The sequence below is a fragment of the Streptacidiphilus sp. PAMC 29251 genome (genome assembly GCF_054208735.2).
On the sequence record NZ_CM135725.2, the window covers coordinates 3,142,583 to 3,168,260 of the forward strand.

The window sequence follows — 25,678 nt, forward strand, 5'->3', positions numbered from 1 at the left end:
AACACGCTTTCAATCTCAGTAGTCGACTTCAATATGGTCTAACCAAGCCCATCCTTGGCATCGATATTACGCCCACTCAGACCCTCTCGCTTAAGCACCTCAAAGGCGTGCGCCACCTTTCGCGCAAGATACCGAGGGCGGTCTTCATCGTACATTGCACTTTCATGCAACCAGTGCCTTAGATCTGCTTCGACCTCCCCATCTTGCTTAACGTAATCCCCTTGAAATCCAGAGAATGAATGACCTGAGCCACCATGGCCATCCACCATCAAGTCAAAACCATGCAAATACTGAAGTCCCATAGTAATCATGGCATCATTTGGATTGAATTCAATATCTTCAACCCATTTGGCCGCCCAGGCATGCGCGCTCTCGCGCGCAATAGAGCCGTCGATTACACTCCGCCACACTTCCGCCAATTTTTCCCTCGATGGGTGTTCGCGATCATCTGACATTAGGGGGCACTCCAGCTTCCCGATCCCAGTCGACCATCAAGCTCCTTCTGGGTAAAGTCCTTGATGACCGTCGTATATCCACCGCTTGAATTCGACATATCTCTAATTGCTACATCGTAAGACCCGTTTCCCGTGGGGAGAGCTTTCACTACCTGACCGTCGTTCTGTATGTACATGCCACTACTCGAGTCATTCCAGATTTCATCTCCCGCCGTTCGCGTCGCGTCGCGCAGGGCACCGTGAACATCTCGACTTGACACGGATTTTCCGGCAGGCGCGGCGGGCTCAAGTACCTCTGGCATTCCCTCGTAGTTGCAGTAGCAGTCCGCCGCATGGCCGGACTTACCGCAGGTGTTGTGCACGAGGATGGGCTGATTGGCTGCCACAACATAGTACGTGTGGAGGTCCTGGACAGTCAGGTTCCAGCGGTAGGCCGCGCCGGGCGTCGTCTTGGTCGTGATGACGGTGGGGTGTTGGCCGTGGGTGCTGGCGAGGTGGTGGCCGGCGGTGAGGTGGTCGGCTCGTACCCAGCTGTGGGTGGTGTCGTCCCAGAAGGGGTGGTTGGCCGTGGTGTGGATGACGGATGTGTGGTTGTTTCCGTTGCTGATGGTGATGTCGAGAAGGTCGGTGTCATGGTTGATCCAGACATGCTGGATTGTCCGTCCGCCCTTGTCTTTGCCGGTGGTGGGGTCGGCTGCTTCGACCTTATCGCCCACCTTGAGTTCGCCAATGGGTTTTGTCTCGCCGTCGGCGAGAAGGACTGGGGTTTTCGGGTCGAAGCTGCAGGGCTTACTGCCTGCGTCACCTGTGTCGCCTGCGTGACCGCCGTCACCCATGTCACCTCCTGCTGCCAGCAGGAACGTGTACACCGCAAGGTTGGAAAGTACCTTCGCTCCGTTGAATTGCTTCTCGGAGTAGTTCCCGTGAGTGGCGCAGTCGTTCCAGACGCAGTAGAACGCGGCGATGTCCTCTGCGCCCTGGAGGTCACCGGTGGCCTGGATGTATTGGTATGCCTGATTGCAGGCCTCTCGGCCGTAGCACAGTTCCTGCGAGCCGTTCTTCGCTCCGGTCCAGTAGTCGCCATAGATGTTCTGGTCGATTTGGGTCAGGGCCCCGTACCACAGTTGGGCCACCAGTTTCGCGTCCTTGAACTGCGGGCTGTGCTTGTTCTTCCACGTCTTGATCTTGTCATCCGTGCCGGCCGCGCTGCTGGGGGTGTTGCTGCCGCCGTCATAGCAGTAGGCGTTGCACTTTGCGCCCTTGGGTTTGTTGGTTCCGGGTGGTTCGGGGCTGTTGAGTCCGTCGCACTGGTCGCGGGGGCACAGGCCGCTGGGGTCGCTGGAGTTGATCGGGTCGTCTGCGGCGTAGGTGTAGCCGCCGAGTTGGTTGGGGCTTGCGGCTTCCAGGACCGGGTCTGCTTGGAGGAAGCGCCCGGTGGCGGGGTCGTAGGTGCGGGCGCCGAGGAGGTCGTAGTTGGTGGCGGGGTCGACGGGCTGGTTGAGGTAGCCGCGGTTGTCGATCCAGGAGCCGGTGGTGCCGCGGGCGGTGCCGTAGGGGGTGAAGGCCTGGCGGTTCTCGGTGGTGAGGGTGGAGTTGAGGGTGACCGTGCCGGTGCCCTGGCTGCCGGTGGCCTCGGTGGTGAGGTTGCCGGTGCTGTCCCGGATGACGGTGGGTCCGCCGGTGGAGTAGTAGCGCAGGGCGGTGATACCGCCGGCGGAGTTCATGGTGAGCTGCTCGCCGGGCAGGTAGAGCAGGGTGGTGGTACTGCCGGAGACCGTGTCCTTCTGTTCGAGGAGGTTGCCTGCGGCGTCGTAGATGTAGCCGGCTGACGCGCCGGTGGTCGCGTCGGTGACGGTGCTGGTATTCCCGTCAGGGGTGTAGGTGAAGGCCTGGCTGCTGGTGGTGGTGCCGCTGGCGTTGGCCAGGGTGCGGGTCTTGGTGGAACCGTCCAGGTTGTAGCCGTAGGTGGCTGTCGCGGTGGTGGCGCCGGTGCCGTCCGCGGTGGTGGTGCTCTGGGCGGTGTCGGGCTGTCCGGTCTGGCCGGTGGCGGTGGGGTAGTTGCTGGTCTGGGTGCTGGTGGTGGCGCCGGTGGTGTCGTGGGTGGTCAGCTTCGTGCGGTTGCCGTCCGCGTCGTAGCCGTAGGTCTCCCAGTACGGGGCCGGGCCGCCGTTGGTGCTGGCGCTGGGGGTGCTGGAGTTGCAGGTGCCGATGCCGGGCACTGAGGGGGAGGCCTGGCTGGTGATGCCGCTCTTGTCGGTCCAGGCGGTGGCGAGCTGGTCCTGACCGTTGTAGGTATAGCACTGCAGGTCGGTGGCGGTGCTGTTGTCCTGGATGTCCTGCTGGGCAGTGATCTTGCCTGCGGGGTTCCACAGGGTGGTGGTGTCGTCGACGTGGCCGGCGGCGTTCTCCTTGTCCAGGACGGACTCGGTGGTGCGGGCGGTGGCGGTGTCGTAGTAGTTGCTCTGGACGACCTGGTCGGGCATGCCGACCAGGGTGTAGCGGGTGATCTGGCCCAGCGGGTTGGAGACGATCTGGGTGAGGTAGTCGGCGTTGCCGGCGACGTTGGTGAGCTGCCCGGTCTCGGTGTAGCTGTTGTAGACGGTCTCGGCGGGTAGGCCGCCGTCGGCGCCGTAGGTGGTGTGGTCCAGGCGCCAGGTGACCGGGGTGTAGCCGTAGGACTGCGTGTAGGTCGCGGCGAGGGTGCCCTCACTGGCCGGGATCGTGGTGCTGAGGCCGGTCGGGGCGCCGAAGGCGGTGTATCCGGCGACGGTCTGGGTGAAGGCGTTGGTGCCGCTGTAGGAGGTCTGGCTGGCGAGCTGGCTCTTGCCTCCGGTGGCGGTGTCGTAGCTCCAGGCGTCGAGTTCCGTGCTGCCCTGGTAGAGGGTCTTCTTCCGGCCGAGGTTGTCGTAGCTGTAGGTCAGGGTGGTGTTGTTGCTGTCCGTGGACGTCACCATGGAGCCCGCGGCGTCGAAGGTGGCGCTGGAGGCGCCGGTGTCCGGGTCGGTGGAGGCGACCTGGTGGCCCTGGGCGTCGCTGGTCTGGGTGCGGACGTGCCCGCTGGCGTCGGTGATCGAGGTCACCTGGGCCTCGCCGCCGCTGCTGGTCGTGGACTGGGCGTAGCCGTAGGAGGTGACGGTGGCGTCGGCGGGGTTCCCGGTGGCGGTGTTGGAGTGGTAGGTCCACAGGGCGGTGGTGTGGCCGAGGGCGTCGACGACGGTGGAGGTGGCGGTGCCGCCGCTGGGCACCGAGACGTCGGAGCGGTCCACCCCTGGATAGGCGGTGCTGCCGGACCACTGCAGTTGGGCGTAGGAGTAGAACGACGTGGTGGTCGGGCGGTCCATGCCGTCGAAGGCGGTGACGGTCTGCGAGGGAACGTTCGCGTCAGCGGCCTGGTAGACGGTCGGCGAGGGGGTGTTGGTGATGTAGTACGGCGTGCTGGTCGCCTTCACCTGCCAGCCGTGGGAGTCGTAGAAGTGGTCCGAAACCAGGCTTCCGTTGGAGTTGGCGCTGTCCAGAGCCATGCTCTGGTCCTGGCGTACCTCGCCGAATCCGTTGAGGATCTGAAAGTCGGTGTGGTAGGTCTTGCCTTCGCGCAGGGTCTTGGTCTCGGTCCACGAGGGGGCGCTCTGTCCGCCGATGCTGTAGACGAAGACGGTGGAGGCGTTGGCGGTGGTGGGCTGGCCCGGTGCCCACACGGAGGTTATGCGTCCCAGTGCGTCGTAGGCAGTGGTGGTGGAGTTGGTGTTGAAATCGGTGACCGTGGTGGGCAGCTGCCGCAGCTGGTCCATCGTGGTGGTGGTCACCCAGTTCCCGGCGGTGACGTCTGTGGCCACCACCGTGGTGGGCAGGGTCCCGGTGGTGGGGGTATAGGCGGTGGTGGTGACGATGCCGCGTACGTCGGTGCTGGAGAGCTGGCGCCCGTAGGCGTCGTAGCCGCTGCTACCGGCGGGGGCGGTCATCTTCTTGGTGAAGTTCTCCGTGGTCCCGGACCAGGCGCCCATGGTGTCGACCTCGGTCGGGTTGCCGACACCGGCGGCGGGGATGACCCCGAAGGTCGTGTTGCCGTCGAAGAAGGTCCGGGTGTCCTCGGTGGTGTTCGCCGCGGTCTTGGCCGGGCAGCTGCCGGTACCAACACCGGTGCCGGTGGTGACGGCGACGGTGGCGGTCTCGGCCGGCACATTGACCAGGCCGGTGTTCTGGCCGCTGGTGGGCGGGGCGGCGTAGGTGTAGGTGGTGCAGGTCTCCTGCGAGTGGGCCGTGCCGAGGAGGGAGGTGTCGCCCTGGGTATCGGTCTGGGTGAGCAGGCCGCTGGTGGGTGAGTGGACGCTGACGGTCTTGGCGGTGCGCCAGGTGCCGTCCGACATCAGGCCGCGGGCGACGCTGGAGGCGGTGTCGACGAAGTACGCGGTCTCCGCCGGAGTGCCGACGGGCGTGCCCTCGGCGTGGGTTGCGGTCAGCTGCGACCAGGGCAGGTTGACGGTGTCACGGACAACGGTGCCGGCGTTCTTCGTGTAGGTCTTGGTCTCGTAGACGAAGCCGGTGTACTGGCCGGAGTCGGTGATCTTGTCACCGAGGCTGTTGGTGACCTGCGGCCACGTGCGCGGGGTCATGCTGGTGGCGGAGGTGGAGTCGCCGTCCATGCCGCGCAGGTACAGGGTCTGCGTCTCGGTGATCGGGTCCGGGGCCTGTCCGGTCTCGGTCAGCACGTCGCCGTAGCCGCGGAACTGATCCCAGGTGCGCTGGGAGTTCGCGACCGCCGGGGAGTCGTTGCGGTGCCAGGCCGCACCGCCGTTGTAGGTGTAGTCGGTGTACCTGGTCGGGGCGCCGCCGACCTTGTCGATCTGCCGGACCTCGGTGACCACGTACTTCTCAAACCAGTCGGTGATCTGCGTGGATTGCGGCGGGGTCCAGTACTCCTGGTAGCAGCGCCGGGTGTCCGTCGAGGGGGTCGGCAGGTCCGGGCTGGCGGCGGACTGGTTGCAGTCCGGGTCCGAGTAGGCGATGTTGAGGGACTCGCCGGTCTCGGTGTTGATCGCGGTGATGCGGAAGCGGTTGAACACGGGCCACGACGCGGCGCCGGGCACCCGGTTGGGCATCGACGCGTACACGAACCCGACCGCCGGCAGAGGGATCGCTGTGCCGTCGTTGCCGGTGCGGGTGACCGAGTCCAGGCGCAGCGCCGGTGAGGTGCCGTCCTCAGGGTCGGGCAGGGACTGGGCCAGGGCGTAGGTGTCGACGTTCTTGTAGGCGGTCGTGGTGGTGGTGCCGGTGTTGACTTGGGTCTGGATCTGGGTGAGCCGGACTTCGGTGAAGTACGACATCGTGTAGTTGGTGCAGGTGCCGGTGGAGGCGCAGACCTGGTCCTGGGGGACGTCGGGCCAGTACGGGGCGGTGGCGGAGGTCAGCGAGGCGCAGTCGGCGGTGGTGACGGTGTGTTTGTTGATGACACTGCCGACCATGCAGCGGGTGGCCGTGGTGAACAGGACCTTGGCGGCGGGGGCGGGGTTGGCGCCCTGGTTGGCGATGTCGGCGGCGCGCCAGCCGTACTTGATGCTGGTGGGGTAGGAGCCGCGGTCGTAGGCGGTGCGGGTGTGGGCGCTGGAGCGGCCGTAGTAGTTGGTCTCCTGCGCGTAGGTGTACTGCGTGGTGTTGCCGTGGGCGTCGATGACGAAGTCGAGGTTCCAGCGGTAGCCCATGGTGGCGTTGAAGGAGCTGGTGCCGGTGGTGGCGGAGTAGCAGGGGTCGAGCTTGTTGGGGCAGTAGACCGGTTCGGTGGACACCGAGTTGGTGGCCGTGTCCGAGCCGGTGCCGCCTTCGGCGGTGGGCAGCTTGCCCGCGCCGTAGTACATGCGGGTGCCGTTCTGCAGCGTGACCAGCCAGCCCTCGCCGTTGTAGGACCCGTTGTTCAGGCCGGTGAGGTAGGTGACAGTGGCGCCGGAGTCGGAGGACAGGTGCCAGTGTCCGGTGGTGTCGTCGTAGACGATCTGGCCGCTGTTGCTGCCCGATGCGCCGACTTCGTGGCCGCCGTAGGCCCAGCACGTGTCGCCGGAGGTCGCTAGTCCGTCCTGGGAGCAGGGCTGGTAGGAGCGCTCGATGTAGTTGGAGACCCCCGCCCACCCGTCGCCGGTCCAGGAGGTCTGGGAGTTGGTGGAGGCGTTCTCCCCGTCCACGCTGGAGGAGGAGTAGTCCAGGCTGACCGAGGGGGCGTCGCCGGCGATGCTGGCCGGAACGGTGATCGGGTAGCTGTAGTTGTAGTCGCCGGTGGAGCCGCCGGCGGACCACTGGTCGGAGGGCTTGAGCGAGGTCGCGGCAAAGGTGCCCGTGGGACCAGACTGACCTGCGACCGCCGCCAGGACCGTCATCGTGTCGGCGGAGACCTGCGGGGCGGGCGCGGTGACCTCGGCGCTTTGGTGCTGCGGCTGCTGCGTTGTCGTGGGAGCGGACGCAGGTGGGGTCGTTGCCGCAGTGCCCGCGCTGGTTGCCGGGGTTGTGCCGGTCGCCGGGATGGTGAGGTCCGCCACGATGCGGCCGGTCTTCGGATCGCGGACCGCGGTGACGGGGGTCTGCTTCTGGCAGGCGGCCAACTGGGGGGTCGTCAGCGCACAGGCCGGGAGCTGAACCAGGCCAAGGCGCGAGCCGAGGTCGCCGCCGCCCTCGCCGGTCAGCAGGCTCGGGTCCAGTTGCACGGCGACCCGGCCCCGGCGGTGGAGTGGTCTGCGCGCTCGAGGCCGAACAGGACACCGCTGGTGATGCCGCCCTTGCGCGCGGTGGCCGGGGCGGCGAAGCGGACCTGCACGCCACTGGGTGCGGCTGCCCCGGTCGCGGCCGGCGCCACCCACAGCGGGGAGGTCCCCACCCGCACGGCGGCACCGGAGACGACCTTGCCGTCAGGGAGGGCCTGCATGGCCTGCTTGCCGGGACTGGCAAGGCTCGTGGCGCTCTGTCCAGCTCGGGGAAGGTCGACCGCGGGGGTGCTGTATGCCGACTGGGCGGGAGCCTTGGCGGCCGGCCGTACCTTGGACACGTAGCTGCCCGGGACGGACTTGGCCTGCGCCAACGGCGTCTGCGGAGGGGACCAGACCTGGCCCTTGGCGTACTGCGCCGCGACCGCCGTGTTCGGAAGCAGCACCGCGAGGACAGCTAGCAGCGAGGTGAGCGCCGACAGGCGTGCGAGTCTGGCGCGCGTTCGAGATGTCGAACGGCGGCGGCGCATGGCAGTCAACAGGACCCCCGGGGTCGATGGTGCGATCGAGCTAGTGAGCGATCACGCAATCTAGGCCCTGGCGGCATGCGGCGGAACCCGCACTAATCACCTGACCCACGATCAGGTCACATACAGAACATTGCAATGCCGTCCAAATCCAGGCAATTGAACACTTCGTCAACCTTATGATGTAAGTCACAGCTGCTATTTGGAGGTTTTCGCAGGTTACGGTGTGCCGCGCGGTCCCGCCGGACCGCGCGGCACTGCTTTCACGGGAGGCCCCCATGGGCATCAGATCCAACCATCCGCCAACAATGCGCCGACGTATACGCGGCGGACTGGGGGCCGCTGTTGCCGTGGCACTCCTTGCCGGCTCGGCCGTGTCGCTCACGGTCGGCACCGCGCACGCGGACACCGGTAACCCTCCCGTGGTCACCGACCCGGAGGCGATCGCCTCCGCCCAGGCCCAGGCCACCGGGAATCCGGTGCCGGTGGACGCCGACACCACCACCACCTCGACCACGGTGGCCAACGCCGACGGCACCTTCACCTACACCGCCGGCGTGCTCCCCGTCCGGGTCAAGCGGGGCGACGGCTGGGTGCCGGTCGACGCGACCTTGGCCCAGGCCAAGGACGGCACATGGTCGCCGAAGGCCGCCGAGTCCGCGGTGGCCTTCGGCGCCGGCGGCAGCCCCGCACTGGCCACCCTCACCAACAGCCAGAACCAGCAGATCTCGGTGTCCTGGCCCACCGCCCTGCCCACCCCCACCGTCTCGGGGGCCACCGCCACCTACCCCTCGGTCTACCCCGGGGTGGACCTGCAGATGACCGCCACCACGGACGGCGGCTACACCGAGCAGTTGATCGTCAAAACCGCTGCTGCGGCGGCGAACCCGGCCCTGGCGGACATCCACCTCAACACCGCCACCAGCACCGGACTCACACTCAGCCGCAACGCGGCCGGCGGACTGCAGGCCACCGACGCCACCGGGGCGGTCGCGTTCAGCTCCCCCACCGCCACCATGTGGTCCACCGGAACCCCCAGTTCCGCCCAGAAGACCGGCGCCAAGTCGCTCAGCACACAGCGCGCCTCGGACACCACCCAGGACACCACCCCCCAGGACGCGGGCAACCCGGTCACCGCCCTGACCGTCAACGTCAGCTCCTCCGGCGTGGACCTGATCCCGCCGAGCGGGGCGCTGACCGCCAGCACCAACACCTACCCGCTGGTCATCGACCCCCCCTCAGCCCAGGCGAGCCCGGCTGGGCCTGGATCTCCTCCCAGACCCCCAACACCAGCTACTGGCAGGGCACCAACAACACCCACGACACCTACGGCCACGTCGGCTACGACGACTGGTGCTCGGACGGCAGCAGCGGCTGCACCGGCTTCCAGAAGACCCGCTCACTGTTCTCCCTGGACATGACCGGCCTGCTCACCAAGCACGTCACCGCCGCCACCCTCTCAGTGACCGAGCAGGGCCCCACCTCCTCCCACTCCGGCACCAGGCAGATCGACCTGCACGGCGGCGGCGCCTTCAACAGCAGCACCACCTGGAACAACGCGAGCATCTCGTCCTCGGTGGCCGCCAGCGCCAACTTCGCCAGCGTCACCACGAACACCACCGGCAACGCCAACTTCACCGTCACCACCCTGGTCCAGAACGCCGTCTCCGCCGGCTCCCATACCCAGACCATGGCCCTGGAGGCGAGCGACGAGAGCGACGACACTGCCTACCGCTACCTGCACGGGACCGTGGCGTTGGCCGTGACCTACTGGTCCGTCCCCAACGTGCCCACCAACCTGTCCACCTCGGCCGCCGCCAGCGGGGCGTCCAAAGCCTGCGACACCACCGCGCCGGGCATGTGGATCAACAAGAACGACAGCAACTCGGTCACCCTGCACGCCAGCCTGACCGGCCCCGACACCGGCTACCCCGAGAACGCCGACTACTGGTACCGGCAGTTCGCCCCCACCACCGACCCATCGTGGACCGAGGCACCGCAGCAGACCGTCACCGCGCAGACCACCGCCCAGCCCACCCAGGTCACCCTGCCCGCCATCCCCGACGGCAGCCAGTACGAGTGGTCCGTCTACGCCAAGGTCGACAACGACGCCTACTCCAGCACCGCCGCCCCCGCCACCAACATCTCCTGCTGGTTCCGCACCGACTTCACCGCCCCCACCGTCACCGTGACCAGTCCCGCGCCGCCCACCAGCACGGGCACCACCGGCACCCTCGCCCTGGCCGCCTCCGACGCCGGGACCAACCCGTCCGGGGTCAAGGAGATCGACTACAACATCGACGGCACCTCGCTCAACAGCGGCGGCGCCGGCGAGACGGCCGCCACCGGCAGCACCGCCGCCATCACGCTACCCGCCACCTCCTGGGGCACCCACACCATCTGGTACGACACCGTCGACAACGCCGGCAACCAGTCCGCCCCGGCCCACTTCGACTACTACGTCCCCGAGGGCGCCTTCACCCCCGGCACCGCCGGCGATCTGGACGGCGACGGAAAGCCCGACCTGACCACCGTCGCCACCAACGGAGACCTGCACTACTACAGCAACCCCTTCGCCAACAGCCCCACCACCGGCGGCCCCCTCATCCCCGCATCCCACGCCCCCAACAGCACCAGCTTCGCCGGGGCACTGATCACCCACCGCGGCTCGCTCACCGGCCAGACCTGCGACGACCTCGTGATCATCCAATCCGGCAGCCTCCAGGTCGCCACCGACAACAACAACTGCAGCCCTGGCACCGGATGGACCCTCGGCCTACCCCAGGCCCGACCCACCAGCACCACGGGTGACACCACCAACTACAACACCACCGACTGGTCCTCCGTTCAGCAGGCCGTCATGCTGCCCGCCACGGCAGCCACCAACAACAAGCCCGCCCTGGTCACCCTGGAGAACGACAACGGCGTGCCGACCGTGTGGATGTACACGGCCACCGGCTCAACCTTCCGCACCGCCACCCTGCTCGCCACCGGCAGCTACTGGTCCCACGTCACACTCCTCTCGCCAGGCCTGATCAACGGCAGCCCCGCCCTGTGGGTACGAGACACCAGCACCGGCGCCCTGCTCCAGTACCCCAACATCGAGACCTGGCAGGGCAACACCACCGCCCCCACCGGCGGCGCCACCATCGCCGCCAGCGGCTACCGCATCAGCCAGTACCCCGCCATCACCACCGACGGCCCCGCCGACAACACCGGCCCCACCCTGTGGGCCACCAACCGCACGGGCCAGCTCATCGACATCCCCACCACCGTCGACACCAGCGGCAACACCACCACCGGCACCCCGATCACCGTCGGCGCCGCCGGCTGGGCCGCCAACAACCAGACCCTGGACGGAGTGCGGCCCCTGCACCCGACCACCAGCATCGGCGTCTTCCGGGCCAGCAGCGAGCAGTTCGTCTTCGCCACCGCCAACAACAACGCCACCGTCGACCACACCGCGGTGTTCGGCCAGTCCGGTGACATCCCCCTGACCGGGGACTGGAACGGCGACGGCATCGACACCATCGGGATCTACCGCCCCAGCACCCGCCAGTTCATCCTGTCCAACTCCAGCACCAACCCCGCCCAGGACATCACCGTCGCCTTCGGCAACTCCGGTGACATCCCGATCGTCGGGGACTGGAACGGCGATGGCATCGACACCATCGGCGTATTCCGGCCCAGCACCCGCCACTTCTACCTCTCCGATTCCAACACCAGCCCCGCCGTCGACCACGCCGTCTGGTTCGGCACCACCGGCGACCAGCCCATCATCGGGGACTGGAACGGCGACGGCACCACCACCGTCGGCATCTACCGCCCCAGCACCAAACAATTCGTCGCGGCCAACTCCCTCAGCAACCCAACCGTCGACGCCACCATCGCCTACGGCGACTCCGGCGACACCCCGCTGACCGGCGACTGGAACGGCGACGGCACCACCACCATCGGCATCTGGCGACCCAGCGCCTTCTCCCTGGACAACTCGCTCACCTCGTCGACCACAGTCCAGACCACCTCGATGGGCATCAGCACCGACACCCCCATCACCGGCGACTGGAACGGCCAGTAACCAGCACGAAAGACCCACCCACACACCGCGGACCTTGCACACATTCCGGTGCCGTGTCGCCTCCCGAGAACGAGGGGAGGCGACACGGCACCCCCGCGCGACCGCGGTCCCGAACCAGCACAGCACCACCAGGCAAACGACCACTGAGATGCCCGCCCGACCACCAGGAGTCCCGAGGATGAAACGCCGTTCCGCCCTGCTCGCCGCCGCGACCGGAACCACCAGCACACTGGTCGCCCTCACCCTGCTCCTGCCCGTAGCAGCCCACGCCACCGACACCCCAACCGCTGACGGCCCCTCAGTCGAAGAGCTCGGCTACCTGAAGACCGATCACGGCATCGTGCTGCGCGGCACCGCAGCCAGCACGGCCGCCAAAATGAACCTGATCGTCGAACGCGCCTACCCCACCGGCGGAGTAGCGCCAGCTGTCACCTTCACCATCACCCAGACCGCCGCCGACGGCAGCTGGCAGACCACCACCCCCCTCAACCTGCCCGACGGCGACTACTGGCTGTCCTCACAGGCCTTCGACAAGGACGGCAACCCCGGGCTCGTCGGCTCCATCGGCGGCCTCCCCATGGCATTCAAGCCCCAGCCCGTCTTCCACGACACCGTCTTCAGCCCCGGCCCGCTGACCTACATGTCCCCCACCGAGACCGTCACCGGCACCCTGACCACCTACGACCCCGAATCCGGCGACACCGGCACACCCTGGACCGGCCCTATCACAGTCCAGGCCACCGCCGGCAACCCCCAGGACGGCGGCAACGTCGCGGGCACCCAGGCCATCGCCGCAAACGGCAGCTACCGCATCGACTTCCAGCCCCAGCCCAACACCAGCGGCGACGAACCGGTCAGCGTGCAAGCCATCCTGCCGGGCATCCCCTGCCCCGGCTGCGTCCCCGATGCCGTCACCGGCCCCACCACCACCGTCCCCATCCAACGCAACCAACCCACCCGCCTGCTCCTGGACCACCCCACCAACACCGGCCTGACCGCCGGCACCCGCACCACCGTCACCGGCACCGTGCAGTACCAGGACAGCACCGGCTGGCACCCCGTCCCCCAGGCCTGGGTCTTCCTCGGCGGCGACGGCACCTGGTCCGCCACCCAGACCCTGACCGACGCCGACGGCCGCTTCACCATCCCCCTAACCATCCCCACCACCCCCACCAGCTGGCCGGTCTACGTCGTCAACAACGGCAGCACGAGCAAGTACCTGACCTCCGCCCAGGCCAGCTACGCCATCACCTCCGTCAACCAGCAGCCCACCCTCACCCTCGCCGGCGTGAGCCTGGACGCCCACAGCAGCCTGACCTTCACCCCGGCCGCGCACAGCACGAACAACGTCCTGCCCACCGGACACACCTACCTGCAGCAGTCCCCCGACGGACACACCGGCTGGACCACCATCGCCACCCTCCCCGCCAGCACCACCACCCCCACCCGCCACACCCTGCGCGTGAACAACCCCCACGGCTACTGGCGCCTGACCTCCCCCGCCACCACCGGCTACGCCGCCGCCACCAGCAACACCATCCACACCTTCCGCTACCAGACCAAGCTCACCGGCGGCCCCACCACCACCCACGCCCACATCGACCAGCACGTCACCTTCAGCGGCCACCTGCAACAACAGGGCTACGGCCCCTGGACCAACACCACCGGCGCAACCGTCCAGATCGTCTTCCGCCCCCACGGCACCAACCACTACTACACGATGGCCACCGCCCACACCAACAGCCAGGGCCACTTCACCACCACCGCCAAAATCACCGGCGGCGGCACCTGGTACCTCTACTACCAAACCCCCGACCAAAAACACCTCGACGCCACCACCACCGGCACCTACATCCACCTGAACTAACACAACGGCAGGCCGCGCAGTCACCACCCACCACCCCACCCGGGCAACGGCATTGCCGCACCGAGCAAGCCCGATACGATCAAAGGGTGAGCCGCCTCTGCCTCTCAGGCAGCTCGGAGCCAGCCTGCGGAGCGAGGAGCGATGGGGTCCCAGCACCCTCGACGCGACGCGCCGAACGTTGCAGGAAAGTCGACTTCTGCCAAAACAACTTGGCAGGCAGGGGAAACCGCAGGTCGGCAGCGGACGCAACGCGAAGAGACTGGCCGCTGACCTGGGACTTCACCCAGGCCAGCGGCCAGACGGCGGACGAGCGGGCCTGTACGCCGGGTTTTGTCTCGCGGGAGCCTTGCGGCTCGCGCGGAGGCGGTCATCCATCTACGGCTGCCGTTGCCGACAGCCTCTAGCGGTCTACCCGCAGGCTCGGGCGGGCAGCCCTCGAACGCCTGCGCGGGGCATCTTGCGATGCCCCTCCTTGACCTTGCTCCAGGTGGGGTTTACCTAGCCGTCCAGGTCACCCTGGACGCTGGTGGTCTCTTACACCACCGTTTCACCCTTACCGGCTGCCGAAGCGGCCGGCGGTCTGTTTTCTGTGGCACTGTCCCGCGGGTCACCCCGGGTGGGCGTTACCCACCACCCTGCCTTGTGGAGCCCGGACGTTCCTCGGCACACCCGGTGAAGGGTGCAACGCGACCGCCCGGCCGACTCGTCCGCCGTGTGGACCATGGTAGCCGGTGCGGCGGGGCGGTCCGGCCGCGGTCGAACAAGGGCAGGGGCAGGGGCAGGCGCAGCGGCTCAGGCCGGGGCGAAACGGATGATGGGCTTGGTCGGGTCCGCGATGGTCAGTCGCACCCGCAGCCGGGTGCCCAGCGGCAGCGGGACGGCGTCGGGGCGGTCGTCGGTGAGGCGGGCGCGGACGGCGGGGGCGTGCAGCTGGACCGTGCCGGACTGGGGCTTGCGCTCGTCCACGTCCACCACCACGCCGTCGAAGACCTCGCCCTCGCGGCCGCGCAGCAGTTCTGCCTCGACCAGGTCCACACAGGCGCGTTCGACCTCGTGGGCGCGGCGGTCGCCGGTCTCCATCAGCTTGGGGATCTCCGGCAGCGCCTCGCGCACCCACTCCGGGACCGGGTCGCCGGAGGCGACCGCCGCGCAGACCTCGCCCGCGAAGCGGTCCGCGAGGCGGCGCAGCGGCGCGGTGCAGTGCGCGTACAGGGACGCCACCGCGGCGTGCCGCGGATCGCTGGGCACCTCGCCGTCGAAGGCGGTGTAGGCGGCGCCGCGGAGCAGCCCGGTGCACTCGTTGAGGAAGGCGGCGTGGGCCGGCCGCCCGGGGTTCAGCGAGCGGATGAGCTGCGGGTACGGCAGCGCGTCCGGCCAGTCGACGCCGAGCGCGGTGGCGGTGCGCCGCAGCCGGGCGTACGCGCTGTCGGGCGCGGCCGGGAGGGTGCGCAGCAGGCCGATGCCGGCATCGAGCATCATCTCGGCCGCGGCCATGCCGGTGAGCAGCGAGATCTGCGCGTTCCAGCTGTCGGCGGGACGCGGCGCACGGTAGCTGAGGGTGTAGCCGCCGCCCTCCAGCTCGATCTCCTGTTCGGGGATCGGCAGGCTGACGCCGCCCCGGTCGGCCTCGCGCTCCTCCCGCAGCGGCCCGATGGTGCCGAGCAGGGCCAGGGCCTCGTCGGCGGTGCCCTCGTCGATGGCCCGCTGCACGCCCGCGTACTCGAGCTTGCGGCGGCTGCGGACCAGGGCCCGGCGCAGGTCGGTGCAGATCAGCGCCCCGTCGACGTCCAGGTCCAGCTGCCAGAGCAGGGCCGGCACGTCCTGGCCTGGCAGCAGGCTGGCCGCGCCCTCGGAGAACTGCGGCGGGTGCAGCGGGACCCGCAGGTCGGGGAAGTAGAGCGTCTCCACCCGCCGTCTGGCCTCGGTGTCGATCGCCCCACCGGGACGGACGAACGCGCCGACGTCGGCGATGGCGTAGTACACCCGGTAGCCGCTGCCGCGCCGTTCCAGGTGCATGGCCTGGTCCAGGTCGAGCGAGTCGGGCGGGTCGATGGTGAACAGCGGCAGCTCGGTGGCGTCGTAGGCCGGGAGCCGGACCGCGCGGGTCGCCTCCCCGACCTCGGCGAGGACCTCCGGCGACCAGCTCTCCGGAAGCTCGAGCCGGGCCCGCAGCCCGGCCAGTTCGCTGTCGATCCGGGCGGTCCCGGCGGTTCGGACGCTGAGGAGGCGACGAGGCATGGTCGAAGCGTAGGCAGGTGGGGTGGTCGGTGGGCGTCGGTCGAGTCAATAGGCTTGGGTGTGTCGTCCCAAGCGAGTCCACTGCGAGGAGTCCTGCTGTGCTGGTGCTGTTGCCGCCGTCCGAGGGGAAGGCCGCCGCGGGGACGGGCGCTCCGCTGGAGCTGGACGCCCTGTCGCTGCCGGAGCTGAACCCGGCCCGGGCACGGGCGCTGGACGCGCTGGTGGCGCTGAGCGGCGGCGACCAGGACCGGGCCAGCGAGGTGCTGGGGCTGAGCCCGGGCCTGCGCGGTGAGCTGGCCAGGAACACCGCGCTGCGGACGGCCGGTGCGCTGCCGGCCGGCGAGCTGTACACCGGCGTCCTCTACGACGCGCTGGAGCTGTCGACGCTGACCCCGGACGCCTCCGCGCGGGCCGAGCGCTCGCTGCTGGTGTTCTCCGGGCTCTGGGGAGCGGTCCGGATCAGCGACCGGATCCCCCCGTACCGCTGCTCGGGCGGGGTGAAGCTGCCGCCGCTGGGCCCGCTGGGGACGTACTGGCGCGCGGAGACGGCGGCGGTGCTGCCGGGCCTCGCCGGCCAGGGCCTGGTGCTGGACCTGCGCTCGACGGCGTACGCGGCGCTGTGGCGCCCGACCGGGGAGGTGGCCGGACGAACGGCGACGGTGCGGGTGCTGCATGAGCGCGAGGTGGGAGGCGTCGTCAAGCGCACGGTGGTGAGCCACTTCAACAAGGCGACCAAGGGGCGGATCGTCCGGAGCCTGCTGGAGGCCGGGGTCGAGCCGGAGTCCCCGGCGGAGCTGGTGGTGGCGCTGCGGGATCTGAAGCACACGGTGGAGGCGACGGCGCCCACGGCGGGGAAGCCGTGGGCGCTGGATGTGGTCGTCAGCGAGCTGTGAGCCCTGCCTGATCCGCTGTCAGCCAGGCGTCAGCGCAGGTGGGAGGTGTCGTTGAGGAGCCGGAGCGAGGCGTTGCCGTCCGCGTAGTACTGGATCGCGGAGAACGAGGCGGGCGACAGCTCCATCCGGAACAGCGACTCCTGCGGCGCGCCCAGGGCCAGCCTGACCAGGGTCTTCACCGGCGTCACATGGGAGACCACTAGGACCGTCCGGCCCGCGTACCGGGCCAGCAGCTTGTCCCGGGCGACCGCGACCCGGTCGGAGACGGCGGCGAAGCTCTCGCCGTCCGGGGGTGCCGTCTCGGCCGAGGCCAGCCAGGCGTCCAGCTCGGCCGGGCGACGCTCCTTGACCTCGGCGAAGGTCAACCCCTCGAACGCGCCGAAGTCGGTCTCCCGCAGGCCCTCCTCGATCCGTACCTCCAGGCCGAGCCGGGTGGCGACGGCCTCGGCGGTCTGCCGGCATCGCAGCAGCGGGGAGCTGACGATCACCTGCACGCTGCCGCGGGCGGCGAGGGCGGCGGCCGCACGGTCGGCCTGGCCGCGGCCGCGGCGGACAGCTCGGGGTCGCCGCCGCCACTGCCGGAGAAGCGCTTCTCCGGGGTGAGGGCGGTCTCGCCGTGGCGCAGCAGCACCAGCGTGGTGGGCGTGCCGAGGTCCGCGGCGGCACCCCAGCCGACGGGGTTGGCCGGCGGGTCGGAAAGCGGCTCGTCCCCGGGCAGGGTGGCTGCGGCGGAGGCGGTGGCCGCAGCGGAAGCCGTGACCGCAGCAGTGCCCGAGGGGGAAGCAGCGCCGGGCAGCGGCTTGGCGGCCCACTGGCGGCCGGCCTGGCCGGCGTCCATGGCCTCGTTGGCGAGCCGGTCCGCGTGCTTGTTTCTCGGCGCGCGGCATCCACTGGTACGTCACCTGGCCGCGCGGGAAGACCGCCGTGGCCTCGGCTGCCAGCGGCTGCATGTCCGGGTGCTTGATCTTCCAGCGCCCCGACATCTGTTCGACGACCAGCTTGGAGTCCATCCGGACGTCGACCCTGGCCTCCGGGTCGATCGCGTGGGCCGCCCGCAGCCCCGCGATCAGACCCCGGTACTCGGCGACGTTGTTGCTGGCGATCCCGATGTACTCGGCTGCCTCCACCAGCAGCTCGCCGGTGTCGCCGTCGCGCACGGTCGCGCCGTAGCCGGCCGGCCCCGGGTTGCCCCGGGAGCCGCCGTCGGCCTCGATGATGAATCGTCGGGTGGACGCCATCGCGCTGTTCCTGACTCCTCTGTGGTTCCTGGCCTGCTGGTTCCTGGGCTGCTGGCTGCCGGAGTCGGCCGTCAGATGCCCGAGTCGGCGGTGCGGACCAGGATGCGGCTGCAGTTCTCGCAGCGGACGACCTCGTCCGGAGCCGCGGCGCGGATGGTGCGGAGGTCGGCGGTGGCGAACTCGACCCGGCAGCCCTCGCAGCGGCGCTGGAACAGCCGGGCCGCCCCGGTGCCGCCCTGGGTCTGCCGCAGCCGGGTGTAGAGCTTCATCAGGTCGTCCGGGATGACGGCGGCGATGGTCGCCCGCTCGCGGGTGATCTTCTCGACCTCGACGTCGATCTCGGCCTGGGCGGCGTCCCTGCGGACCTCGCCCTCGGCGAGGCTGTGCTGGGCGTCGTCGCGGCGGGCGGTCATCTCACTGACCCGGGTCTGCGAGGTCTCCAGCCGCTCCATGATCTCCAGGACGACGTCCTCGAGGTCGCTCTGCCGCTTGGCGAGCGCGCCGACCTCGTGCTGGAGGTTGGCGAGGTCCTTGGCGCCGACCGAGCCCGAGTCCATCCGCTGCTGGTTGCGGGCGGCCCGGGTGGTGACCTGGTCGACGTCCTGCTCGGCCTTGACCAGCTCGCGCTTGGTGTCGCTGAGCTGGGTCTCGGCGGCGACGGTCAGCGAGCGCAGCTCGGTGAGGTCGTTGGTGCGCTGCTGGATCTCGTCGTGCTCGGGAAGGGTGTTGGAGCGGTGCGCGAGGAGGTCCAGGCGGGAGTCGAGGGCCTGGAGGTCCAACAGGCGGATCTGGTCGGCGGGCGCGGCGTTCAGGGGGTGCTCCTCGGGTGGTGCGTCGGTCGGTCAGGAAAGGTCTGTGGGTGCGTCGGCATGAGCAGGCTCGAAGCTCATCGGGGTGTGCAGCGTCCACGGGTCGGTGACCTGCTGCGACACCCGGGTCTCCAGGGCCCAGCCGCGCTTCTCGGCGGCGGCCAGCAGCTCGCGCTCGGCGAGTCGCAGCCAGGGCCACTCGGTGGCCCAGTGGGCGGCGTCGACCAGGGCCAGGCCGCTGGTCTCGCGGGCCTCGGAGACCGGGTGGTGGCGCAGGTCGGCGGTGACATAGGCGTCCACGCCCGCCGCCCGCACGGCGTCGAAGAAGGAGTCGCCGGAGCCGCCGCAGACGGCCACCCGGCGGATCAGCTGCTCCGGATCGCCCGCTGTACGGACGCCCTGCGCGGTGGCGGGGAGCCCGGCGGCGACCCGGGCGGCGAAGGCGGAGAGGGGCTCGGGTGCGGACAGCTCGCCGATCCGGCCGGTGCCCCGGCGGCTGGCCGGGTCGGTCGGGTCGGGGATGAGCGGACCGGTGACCCGCAGGCCGACCGCCTCGGCCAGGGCGTCGGAGACCCCCGGGTCGGCGGAGTCGGCGTTGGTGTGGGCGGTGAGCAGGCCGATGTCGTGCTTGATCAGGGTGTGCACCACGCGGCCCTTGAAGCCGGTCGCGGCGACGCTGACGACCCGCGCAGGTAGAGCGGATGGTGCGTGACCAGCAGGTCCGCGCCCCAGCCGACGGCCTCGTCGACGACCTGCCGGACCGGGTCGACCGCGAACATCACCCGCCGGACCGGGGCCTCCGGATCGCCGCAGACCAGGCCGACGGCGTCCCAGGACTCCGCCCGGCCGGGCGGGTAGAGCTCGTCGAACACGGTGAGGACGTCGGAAAGGATCGGCACCCGTCGAGATTACAGAAGTTTCCGGGCAGAGCCGTACGTCGGCCCCGGACCGGTTGGTTACGGGTGCTCACCCTTATGAGTGAAGGGACTTCGATCCGTTCGGGTGACGGGGGTGGCGTAAGTAGCGTCATTGGTGCGGCGGGGGTGTCGGCGAGTTCCTGATACCCGAGCGTTCCCCGGCTGCGGACCGGCGGCTGTCTGCCGTCCGGTCCGACCTCCTTGAATCCGGTGGTGGACTCCATGACTGCGTCACCTCTCACTCTCGTCGGCGCCTTTCCGCATACCAGGGCGGCGCCCGCGCTGCGACGGCTCGGCTTCACCTTCTCCGCCAACGGCGCGTACGCGGCCTGCCTGGCGACCTCGGGGGACGGCGGCTGGTACCCGGAGAGCTGGCGCCTGGGCGGGGTCGACACTGCGGGCCGGGGCCAGGAGCAGCTGGTCGGCGGCCTGATCGTCGGCGGCCTCGGCGGCTTCGACGGAGGCGGAACCAACGGCGGCAGCGGCGGCAGTAACGACAGCGGCAGCAACAGCGCCGCGAGCATGGACCTCGCCGCCTTACCCGTGCCGCTCCCCCAGGCCACCGGCGCCGCCGCGGAGAACCTGCGGTCGCAGCTGGTCTCGCTGCCGGACGGCCGGGTGCTGATCTGCCGCCAGGTCGCGGCCGACCGCTTCGAGCTGGTGGTCCGCACCCCCGCCTCGGTGCGGGAGTCCTCGGTCGGGACGCTGGCGTGCCGACCCTGCGGTTGCTGGCGATGCCCTCGCCCGAGCCGGGCGGCCCGGTCGCGGTGGCGCTGGGGACGGACACCCGGCAGGTCAGCTCGGTCTGGCTGGTCAGCGCGGACGGCTCGGCGCAGCCGCAGCAGGTCGCCGAGTTCGCCGGGATCTCCGGCGGCGGGGTGTGGCTGGACCGGGGCGGGCGGCTGCTGGCCCTGGACCATGTGCTCCCCACCAGCAGCGAGGGCTTCCGCACCCGCGGCCCGGTGGTCAAGACGGTGGTGCTGGACCTGGCCACCGGCTCGGTCAGCCCGTTCCTGGAACTGGCTCCGCACAGCAACGACCGGCTGCTCGCCGCCGACCCCGGCAGCGGGCTGATCCTGGTCCGCAGCGACGCACCGGGCGAGGACCGGATCGGCTGGGGCGTCCTGGGCGGGGCTGAGCCGCTGCGCTTCCCCGACTGCCTGCACCGGACCAGGGAGTTCCTGCGCCCGGTGGCGATCGAGCCGGCCCGCGAGCCGGGGATCGCCGCCGCCGATCTGCGGGTGGCGCTGCAGGGCGACTGGGGCGTGGGCTCCACCCTGGCGCTGTGGCAGCCGTCCTCCGGGCAGCTGGAACCGGTGCCCACGCCGCCGGGCCGGCTCGGCGGGGTGGGGCACTGGTCCGCCGCCGGGCTGCGGATGCCGTACTCCGCGCCGGACCACCCGGCCGGGGTCGCCACCATCGACGTGGACCGGCTCCGGGAGGGCCCGCCGGAGAGCCATGAGCCGGTGCCGACGATGCCGCTGCGGCTGGCCCCGCTGCAGGGCGGCTCGGCCGGGATGGGCAGCGTGATACGGATACACCGGCGGCGGGGAACAGCCAGGGCCTGCACGGCTCGGCCGGCCAGGGCCTGCACGGCTCGGCCGCGCCGGGCCCGCGCACCACGCCGTCCGGGTGGCGGCTGGACGGCAGCGCGCCGCCCAGCGACGGGGGCCGCTGGCACGGCGCGCGGACGGTGGAGCTGGCCGGGGCGGCCGGGCCGATGGAGGCCGTGGTCTACGGCGGGGACGCCTGGCTGACGGCCCAGCACCTGGTGATCGCCCTGCACGGCGGCCCGGCCGACGCCTGGCGGCTGGAGTTCGACCCGACGCTGCAGCGGATGGCAGCCGAGGGCCTGGCCGTGGTCGCGGTCAACCAGCGCGGCAGCACCGGCTACGGCGTGGAGTACGCGCAGGCCCTGCAGGACGCCTGGGGCGGCCCCGACCTGGACGACCTGCTGACCCTGATCGCCTCGGTCAGCGGCCAGCGGACCGCGCTGGGCCTTGAGCCGCCTTCACTCTTCGGAGTGAGTTACGGAGCGTTCCTGGCGCTGCTCGCGGCCTCGTCCGCGCCCGAACAGGTGGCGCGCTGCGCGGTGGTGGCACCGTTCCTGTCCGGCCCCCGGCTGCTGGCCGAGGCCGGGCCGGCGGTCCGGGCGCTGACGCTGCGTCTGGGCGGGGCCCATCCGGGCGGGACGGCCGAGGACGGTTCGGACGGGCCCGGTGCGCGCGACGTGCTCCGGGTCTGCCACCGGCTGACCGCTCCGCTGCTGGTCGTCCACGGCGACCAGGACGCGGTGGTGCCGGTCGGCCAGTCCCGCACGCTGTGTCAGGAACTGCACCGGATGGGCCGCTCCGAGGGCGCCGACTTCCGCTATGTGGAGGCGGCCGGCGCCGGCCACGAGGTGCTGGCCGAGGACGGCGCCCCGGTGCTGCACGAGCTGCTGGCCGGCTTTCTGCGGACCGGGCGGCCGGCCTGACGGGGCATCACACCCTGCTACTGACGGGTATGCGTCGTGGACGTTTTGTTACGTACCCGAGGTGTAACCCCTGGGGCGGGTTGCATAGGGTGATCAGGTTCGTAGGACAGCACAAAAGACGACACCGACGGGATAAAGACGACTCTCATGTCAGATGCCTTCACCGACATCACTGAGAACCGCCTGGGGGCTGCTCCGGGTCACGACAGCGACGACGACACGGCGGGCAAGCACCGCGGCACGGTCGCCGAGGACGATCGGGAGGGACGGCGCGAGCCGGCGGGGCACGGACGCCACCGCCGACTCTCCACCAACGAGTAATCGACCGACAATCGACCAACAAATGAATGGGCGAAGGAACAAGTGAACTGCCGCAGGCGACCGGCTCCGCTCAGCTTCCGTTCGCGCTGCTGTGCCGCAGGCCGAGCACGTCGAGGTTGGCGTAGCCGTCGCCCGGGGTGCGGTCGGCGTAGAACGGGGTGAGCAGGTCGTCGAGCTCGGCCGGGGTGAAGAGGTCCTTGGCGGTGTCGAACTTCGCCAGTACCGGGGGCTTCCCCAGGACCGCCACCATGCCGCCGTGGACCACGAAGACCTGCCCGTTGACGCGCTGCGCCGCGGGCGAGGCCAGGTAGCCGACCAGGGGTGAGACATGCTCGGGAGCGAGCGGGTCGAGCCCCTGGTCCGGTGCGCCCATTCCACCCACGAAGACGTCCTCGGTCATCCGGGTCCGCGCGCGCGGGCAGATGGCGTTGGAGGTCACTCCGTAGCGGGCCAGCGCCGTGGCGCAACTGCTGGTCAGGCCGACGATGCCGCCCTTGGCCGCGGCGTAGTTGGGCTGGCCCGCCGAGCCGCCGACGAAGGCCTCCGAGGAGGTGTTGACGATCCGTCCGTAGACCGGCGCGCCGGCCGCCTTGGCGCGGTCGCGCCAGTGTGCGGCGGCGAAGCGGGTGGTGGCGAAGTGGCCCTTGAGGTGGACCTGGATCACCGAGTCCCACTCCTCCTCGGACATCGAGAAGACCATCCGGTCGCGCAGGATGCCGGCGTTGTTGACCAGGATGTCGAGCTGTCCATAGGTCGACACGGCCAGCTCGACCAGGGCCCGGGCGGCGTCCAGGTCGGCGACGTCGCCGTAGTGGGCCACCGCCTGCCCGCCCTCGGCCAGGATCGCCGAGACGGTCTCGTCCGCGGGGGCGGGCGAGGCCGCGCCGCTGCCGTCGCGGCCCGGCGCACCGAAGTCGTTGACGACGACGCTGGCGCCGAGCCGGGCCAGCTCCAGCGCCTCGGCCCGGCCGAGGCCGCGCCCCGCGCCGGTGACGACGGCGGTCTTGCCCGCGAGGGAGGTGCTCATCCTGAATGACTCCTCTTCAGAGGTCGATGACGGTGCGGAGCGCTTCGCCGCTGCGCATCTGCTGGACGGCGTCGTTGATGTCCTCGAGCCGGACGTGATGGGTGATCATGCCCTCCAGGTCCAGCCGCCCGGCCCGCCAGAGGTCGATCACCGTCCGGTAGCCGCGGATCACGTCCGAGCCCCCGTAGAGCGACGGCAGGATCCGCTTCTCGTTGAAGAACAGTTCGAACATGCTGAACTGGGCCATGTCGTCCATCGCCCCGCGCCCACCACCACCAGCGCGCCCCCGCGCCGCACCGCGTCGTACGCGGCGCGCACGGTGGCGGACTTGCCGACCACCTCGAAGGCGTAGTCGAAGCCCTCGCCGCCGGTCAGCCGCTGCACCGCCTCGGACAGGCCGTCCGGGGCGACCGCCTCGGTCGCGCCGAAGCGCAACGCCCACTCGCGGCGGGCCGCCACCGGGTCGACCGCGACGATCTGCGCCGCCCCGGCCACCCGCGCGCCCTGGATAGCGGCGATGCCGACCCCGCCGCAGCCGATCACCACCACCGAGGAACCGGGCTCCACCTTCGCGGTGTTGATGGCCGCGCCGACCCCGGTGGTGACGCCGCAGCCGATCAGCGCGCCGACCTCGAACGGGACGTCGTCCGGGAGCTTCACCGCGCAGCCCGCCGCGACCACGCTCTCCTCGGCGAAGGTGCCGGTGCCGGAGAAGCCGAAGATGTCGGCGCCGTCGTGGTGGTAGTTGGGGGTGCCCATGTTGGCGAACCCGGCCAGGCAGAGGTTGCCCTCGCCGCGCCGACAGCTGGGACAGACGCCGCAGGGCGGCATCCAGCAGACAACGACATGGTCGCCGACGGCCAGGCCCTCGACCCCCGCCCCCACCTCGGTGATCTCGCCCGCGCCCTCGTGTCCCGGCACGAAGGGGGCCGGCTGCGGCAGCACGCCGCTCATCGCGGACAGGTCGGAGTGGCACAGGCTCGCGGCCCGCATCCGCACCCTGACCTTCCCCGGCCCGGTCTCCGGGAGAGTCACCCCTTCGTGGACCTCGAGCTTCTCCTGGCCGGTCTCGTGCAGGACTGCTGCGCGCATGGCTGCTCCCCTGGTGGGTGGGTTCGAAAATGGCTGGTGGCGTGGGCTGGTACCGCTGGTGGCGCGAACTACTGGTGGGTGAGGACGGTGTCGGCGAGGACGGGGGCGTCCGCGCGCTCCACGGCGGTGGCGGTCACGGCGAGCCGTCCGTCGCCCTCGTCCCAGATCCGCACCCGGAGCGTCTCGCCGGGGAAGAAGATCCCGGCGAAGCGGGTGCTGTAGGAGAGGACCCGGCCGGCGTCGCCGCCGAGGGCGGTGTCCACCACGGTCTTGAGGGTGGTCCCGTACGAGCAGAGCCCGTGCAGGATGGGGCGGTCGAAGCCGGCCAGCTTGGCGAAGTCGGGGTCGGCGTGCAGCGGGTTCCAGTCGCCGGAGAGCCGGTAGAGCAGCGCCTGGTCGTGCCGGACCGGCACCTCCTGCTCCCAGTCGGGCGCGCGCTCGGGCGGCGCCGTCCGGGTGCTGGTGCCGCGCTCACCGCCGAAGCCGCCCTCGCCGCGGACGAAGACCTCGGTGTCGCAGGTCCACAGCGGGCCCTGGTCGTCGGCGGCCTCGCTGCGCATCACCAGCACCGCCGCCTTGCCCTTGTCGTAGACGGCGGCGAGCCTGCTGGTCAGCACCCCGCTGCCGGCCGCCGGGACCGGGCGGTGCAGTTCGATCCGCTGGCCGCCGTGCAGTACCTGGGCGAGGTCGATCTGCAGCCCGGGCAGGGTGAACACGCCCGCCTTGGCGAGCCCGCCGCCCGCGACGGTGACGAAGCTGGGGAGGACCTGGAGGTCCTTCTCATAGGTGTAGCGCAGCTCGTCCGGGTCGGTGGCCGGACGGTGCGCGCCCGCGCCGACGCCGAGGTGGTAGAGCAGGACGTCCTTGCTGTCCCAGTTGATGTCATTGGTGCGCGGCGGTGCCGCGAGGGCCGTGGCAGCGTCGATGGGCATGTGTACTCCCTCCCTGGTCGGACCGGGTTGGTGGACCCCGACGCGACCGTCCGCACCGTCGGACGCGCCGGGGCCGCTCTGCGCGGACAGCGGCTCAGTCGCCCGGCCGCTTCCGCGAGTCTATT

General features: G+C 70.3%; 13 protein-coding genes, 1 other RNA gene and 3 pseudogenes. 6 read left to right on the plus strand and 11 right to left on the minus strand.

Going from position 1 to position 25,678, the window contains the following annotated elements:
• Positions 1 to 38: 38 nt before the first annotated feature.
• The 3 genes from ACXKR8_RS14695 to ACXKR8_RS14705 are packed head-to-tail and all read right to left on the minus strand — an operon-like array spanning position 39 to position 7,584.
• The gene (locus ACXKR8_RS14695) at positions 39 to 455 is read right to left on the minus strand and encodes a hypothetical protein (protein WP_458273356.1); all 417 of its coding nucleotides are present in this window, start codon (positions 453 to 455) and stop codon (positions 39 to 41) included.
• On the minus strand, positions 455 to 7,141 hold the full coding sequence (locus ACXKR8_RS14700) for a polymorphic toxin-type HINT domain-containing protein (RefSeq protein WP_462100508.1): 6,687 nt from the start codon (positions 7,139 to 7,141) through the stop codon (positions 455 to 457). The genes ACXKR8_RS14695 and ACXKR8_RS14700 overlap by 1 nt, the downstream gene beginning before the upstream one ends.
• On the minus strand, positions 7,117 to 7,584 hold the full coding sequence (locus tag ACXKR8_RS14705) for a hypothetical protein (RefSeq protein WP_462100509.1): 468 nt from the start codon (positions 7,582 to 7,584) through the stop codon (positions 7,117 to 7,119). Before ACXKR8_RS14705 ends, ACXKR8_RS14700 begins: the two co-directional genes overlap by 25 nt.
• Positions 7,585 to 8,299: 715 nt before the next feature.
• On the opposite strand from ACXKR8_RS14705, the gene ACXKR8_RS14710 reads away from it, so the two are divergent.
• Positions 8,300 to 11,743 carry a DNRLRE domain-containing protein gene (locus ACXKR8_RS14710; protein ID WP_462100510.1) on the plus strand — a complete coding sequence of 1,148 codons (3,444 nt, stop codon included), beginning with the start codon at positions 8,300 to 8,302 and terminating at the stop codon, positions 11,741 to 11,743.
• Between the two features lie 178 nt (positions 11,744 to 11,921).
• Entirely contained in the window at positions 11,922 to 13,610 is a 1,689-nt protein-coding gene (locus ACXKR8_RS14715) for a hypothetical protein (RefSeq protein ID WP_458273359.1), read from the plus strand.
• Positions 13,611 to 13,913: 303 nt separating this feature from the next.
• Here ACXKR8_RS14715 and rnpB read toward each other — a convergent pair.
• Positions 13,914 to 14,316, minus strand: an RNA gene (gene rnpB / locus ACXKR8_RS14720) — RNase P RNA component class A.
• Positions 14,317 to 14,402: 86 nt separating this feature from the next.
• Positions 14,403 to 15,848 carry an RNB domain-containing ribonuclease gene (locus ACXKR8_RS14725; RefSeq protein WP_458273360.1) on the minus strand — a complete coding sequence of 482 codons (1,446 nt, stop codon included), beginning with the start codon at positions 15,846 to 15,848 and terminating at the stop codon, positions 14,403 to 14,405.
• Between the two features lie 98 nt (positions 15,849 to 15,946).
• Between ACXKR8_RS14725 and yaaA the strand changes: the two genes are divergently transcribed.
• Positions 15,947 to 16,741 carry a peroxide stress protein YaaA gene (yaaA, locus tag ACXKR8_RS14730; protein WP_458273361.1) on the plus strand — a complete coding sequence of 265 codons (795 nt, stop codon included), beginning with the start codon at positions 15,947 to 15,949 and terminating at the stop codon, positions 16,739 to 16,741.
• Between the two features lie 29 nt (positions 16,742 to 16,770).
• Here yaaA and ACXKR8_RS14735 read toward each other — a convergent pair.
• The 3 genes and pseudogenes from ACXKR8_RS14735 to ACXKR8_RS14745 all read right to left on the minus strand — a co-directional run bounded on the left by ACXKR8_RS14735 (position 16,771) and on the right by ACXKR8_RS14745 (position 19,687).
• Positions 16,771 to 17,979, minus strand: a pseudogene (locus ACXKR8_RS14735) (bifunctional RNase H/acid phosphatase).
• A 71-nt stretch (positions 17,980 to 18,050) separates the two neighbouring features.
• Complete coding sequence (locus tag ACXKR8_RS14740) at positions 18,051 to 18,791, minus strand: zinc ribbon domain-containing protein (RefSeq protein ID WP_458274986.1); 741 nt, start codon at positions 18,789 to 18,791, stop codon at positions 18,051 to 18,053.
• Positions 18,792 to 18,821: 30 nt separating this feature from the next.
• Positions 18,822 to 19,687, minus strand: a pseudogene (locus tag ACXKR8_RS14745) (Nif3-like dinuclear metal center hexameric protein).
• 728 nt (positions 19,688 to 20,415) lie between these two features.
• Between ACXKR8_RS14745 and ACXKR8_RS14750 the strand changes: the two are divergent.
• The 3 genes from ACXKR8_RS14750 (at position 20,416) to ACXKR8_RS14760 (ending at position 22,502) form a co-directional block, all read left to right on the plus strand.
• A complete protein-coding gene (locus tag ACXKR8_RS14750; RefSeq protein WP_462100511.1) occupies positions 20,416 to 21,462 on the plus strand; it encodes a hypothetical protein in 1,047 nt (348 codons plus the stop codon).
• On the plus strand, positions 21,399 to 22,181 hold the full coding sequence (locus ACXKR8_RS14755) for an alpha/beta hydrolase family protein (protein ID WP_462100512.1): 783 nt from the start codon (positions 21,399 to 21,401) through the stop codon (positions 22,179 to 22,181). Before ACXKR8_RS14750 ends, ACXKR8_RS14755 begins: the two co-directional genes overlap by 64 nt.
• A gap of 147 nt (positions 22,182 to 22,328) precedes the next feature.
• On the plus strand, positions 22,329 to 22,502 hold the full coding sequence (locus tag ACXKR8_RS14760) for a hypothetical protein (RefSeq protein ID WP_458273365.1): 174 nt from the start codon (positions 22,329 to 22,331) through the stop codon (positions 22,500 to 22,502).
• Between the two features lie 70 nt (positions 22,503 to 22,572).
• Here the strand turns inward: ACXKR8_RS14760 and ACXKR8_RS14765 are convergent, their stop codons facing one another.
• The 3 genes and pseudogenes from ACXKR8_RS14765 to ACXKR8_RS14775 form a co-directional block, all read right to left on the minus strand.
• On the minus strand, positions 22,573 to 23,529 hold the full coding sequence (locus ACXKR8_RS14765) for a 3-oxoacyl-ACP reductase (RefSeq protein ID WP_458273366.1): 957 nt from the start codon (positions 23,527 to 23,529) through the stop codon (positions 22,573 to 22,575).
• 16 nt (positions 23,530 to 23,545) lie between these two features.
• Positions 23,546 to 24,621, minus strand: a pseudogene (locus ACXKR8_RS14770) (Zn-dependent alcohol dehydrogenase).
• A gap of 68 nt (positions 24,622 to 24,689) precedes the next feature.
• Complete coding sequence (locus ACXKR8_RS14775) at positions 24,690 to 25,553, minus strand: MaoC/PaaZ C-terminal domain-containing protein (RefSeq protein ID WP_458273368.1); 864 nt, start codon at positions 25,551 to 25,553, stop codon at positions 24,690 to 24,692.
• Between the last annotated feature and the right edge of the window lie 125 nt (positions 25,554 to 25,678).

Excerpts from the sequence above, each read along its gene's own strand:
- ACXKR8_RS14695 (WP_458273356.1), bottom strand. The coding sequence starts at position 455 with ATGTCAGATGATCGCGAACACCCATCGAGGGAAAAATTGGCGGAAGTG.
- ACXKR8_RS14710 (WP_462100510.1), top strand. The coding sequence starts at position 8,300 with ATGGTCGCCGAAGGCCGCCGAGTCCGCGGTGGCCTTCGGCGCCGGCGG.
- ACXKR8_RS14715 (WP_458273359.1), top strand. The coding sequence starts at position 11,922 with ATGAAACGCCGTTCCGCCCTGCTCGCCGCCGCGACCGGAACCACCAGC.
- ACXKR8_RS14725 (WP_458273360.1), bottom strand. The coding sequence starts at position 15,848 with ATGCCTCGTCGCCTCCTCAGCGTCCGAACCGCCGGGACCGCCCGGATC.
- ACXKR8_RS14760 (WP_458273365.1), top strand. The coding sequence starts at position 22,329 with ATGTCAGATGCCTTCACCGACATCACTGAGAACCGCCTGGGGGCTGCT.
- ACXKR8_RS14765 (WP_458273366.1), bottom strand. The coding sequence starts at position 23,529 with ATGAGCACCTCCCTCGCGGGCAAGACCGCCGTCGTCACCGGCGCGGGG.
- ACXKR8_RS14775 (WP_458273368.1), bottom strand. The coding sequence starts at position 25,553 with ATGCCCATCGACGCTGCCACGGCCCTCGCGGCACCGCCGCGCACCAAT.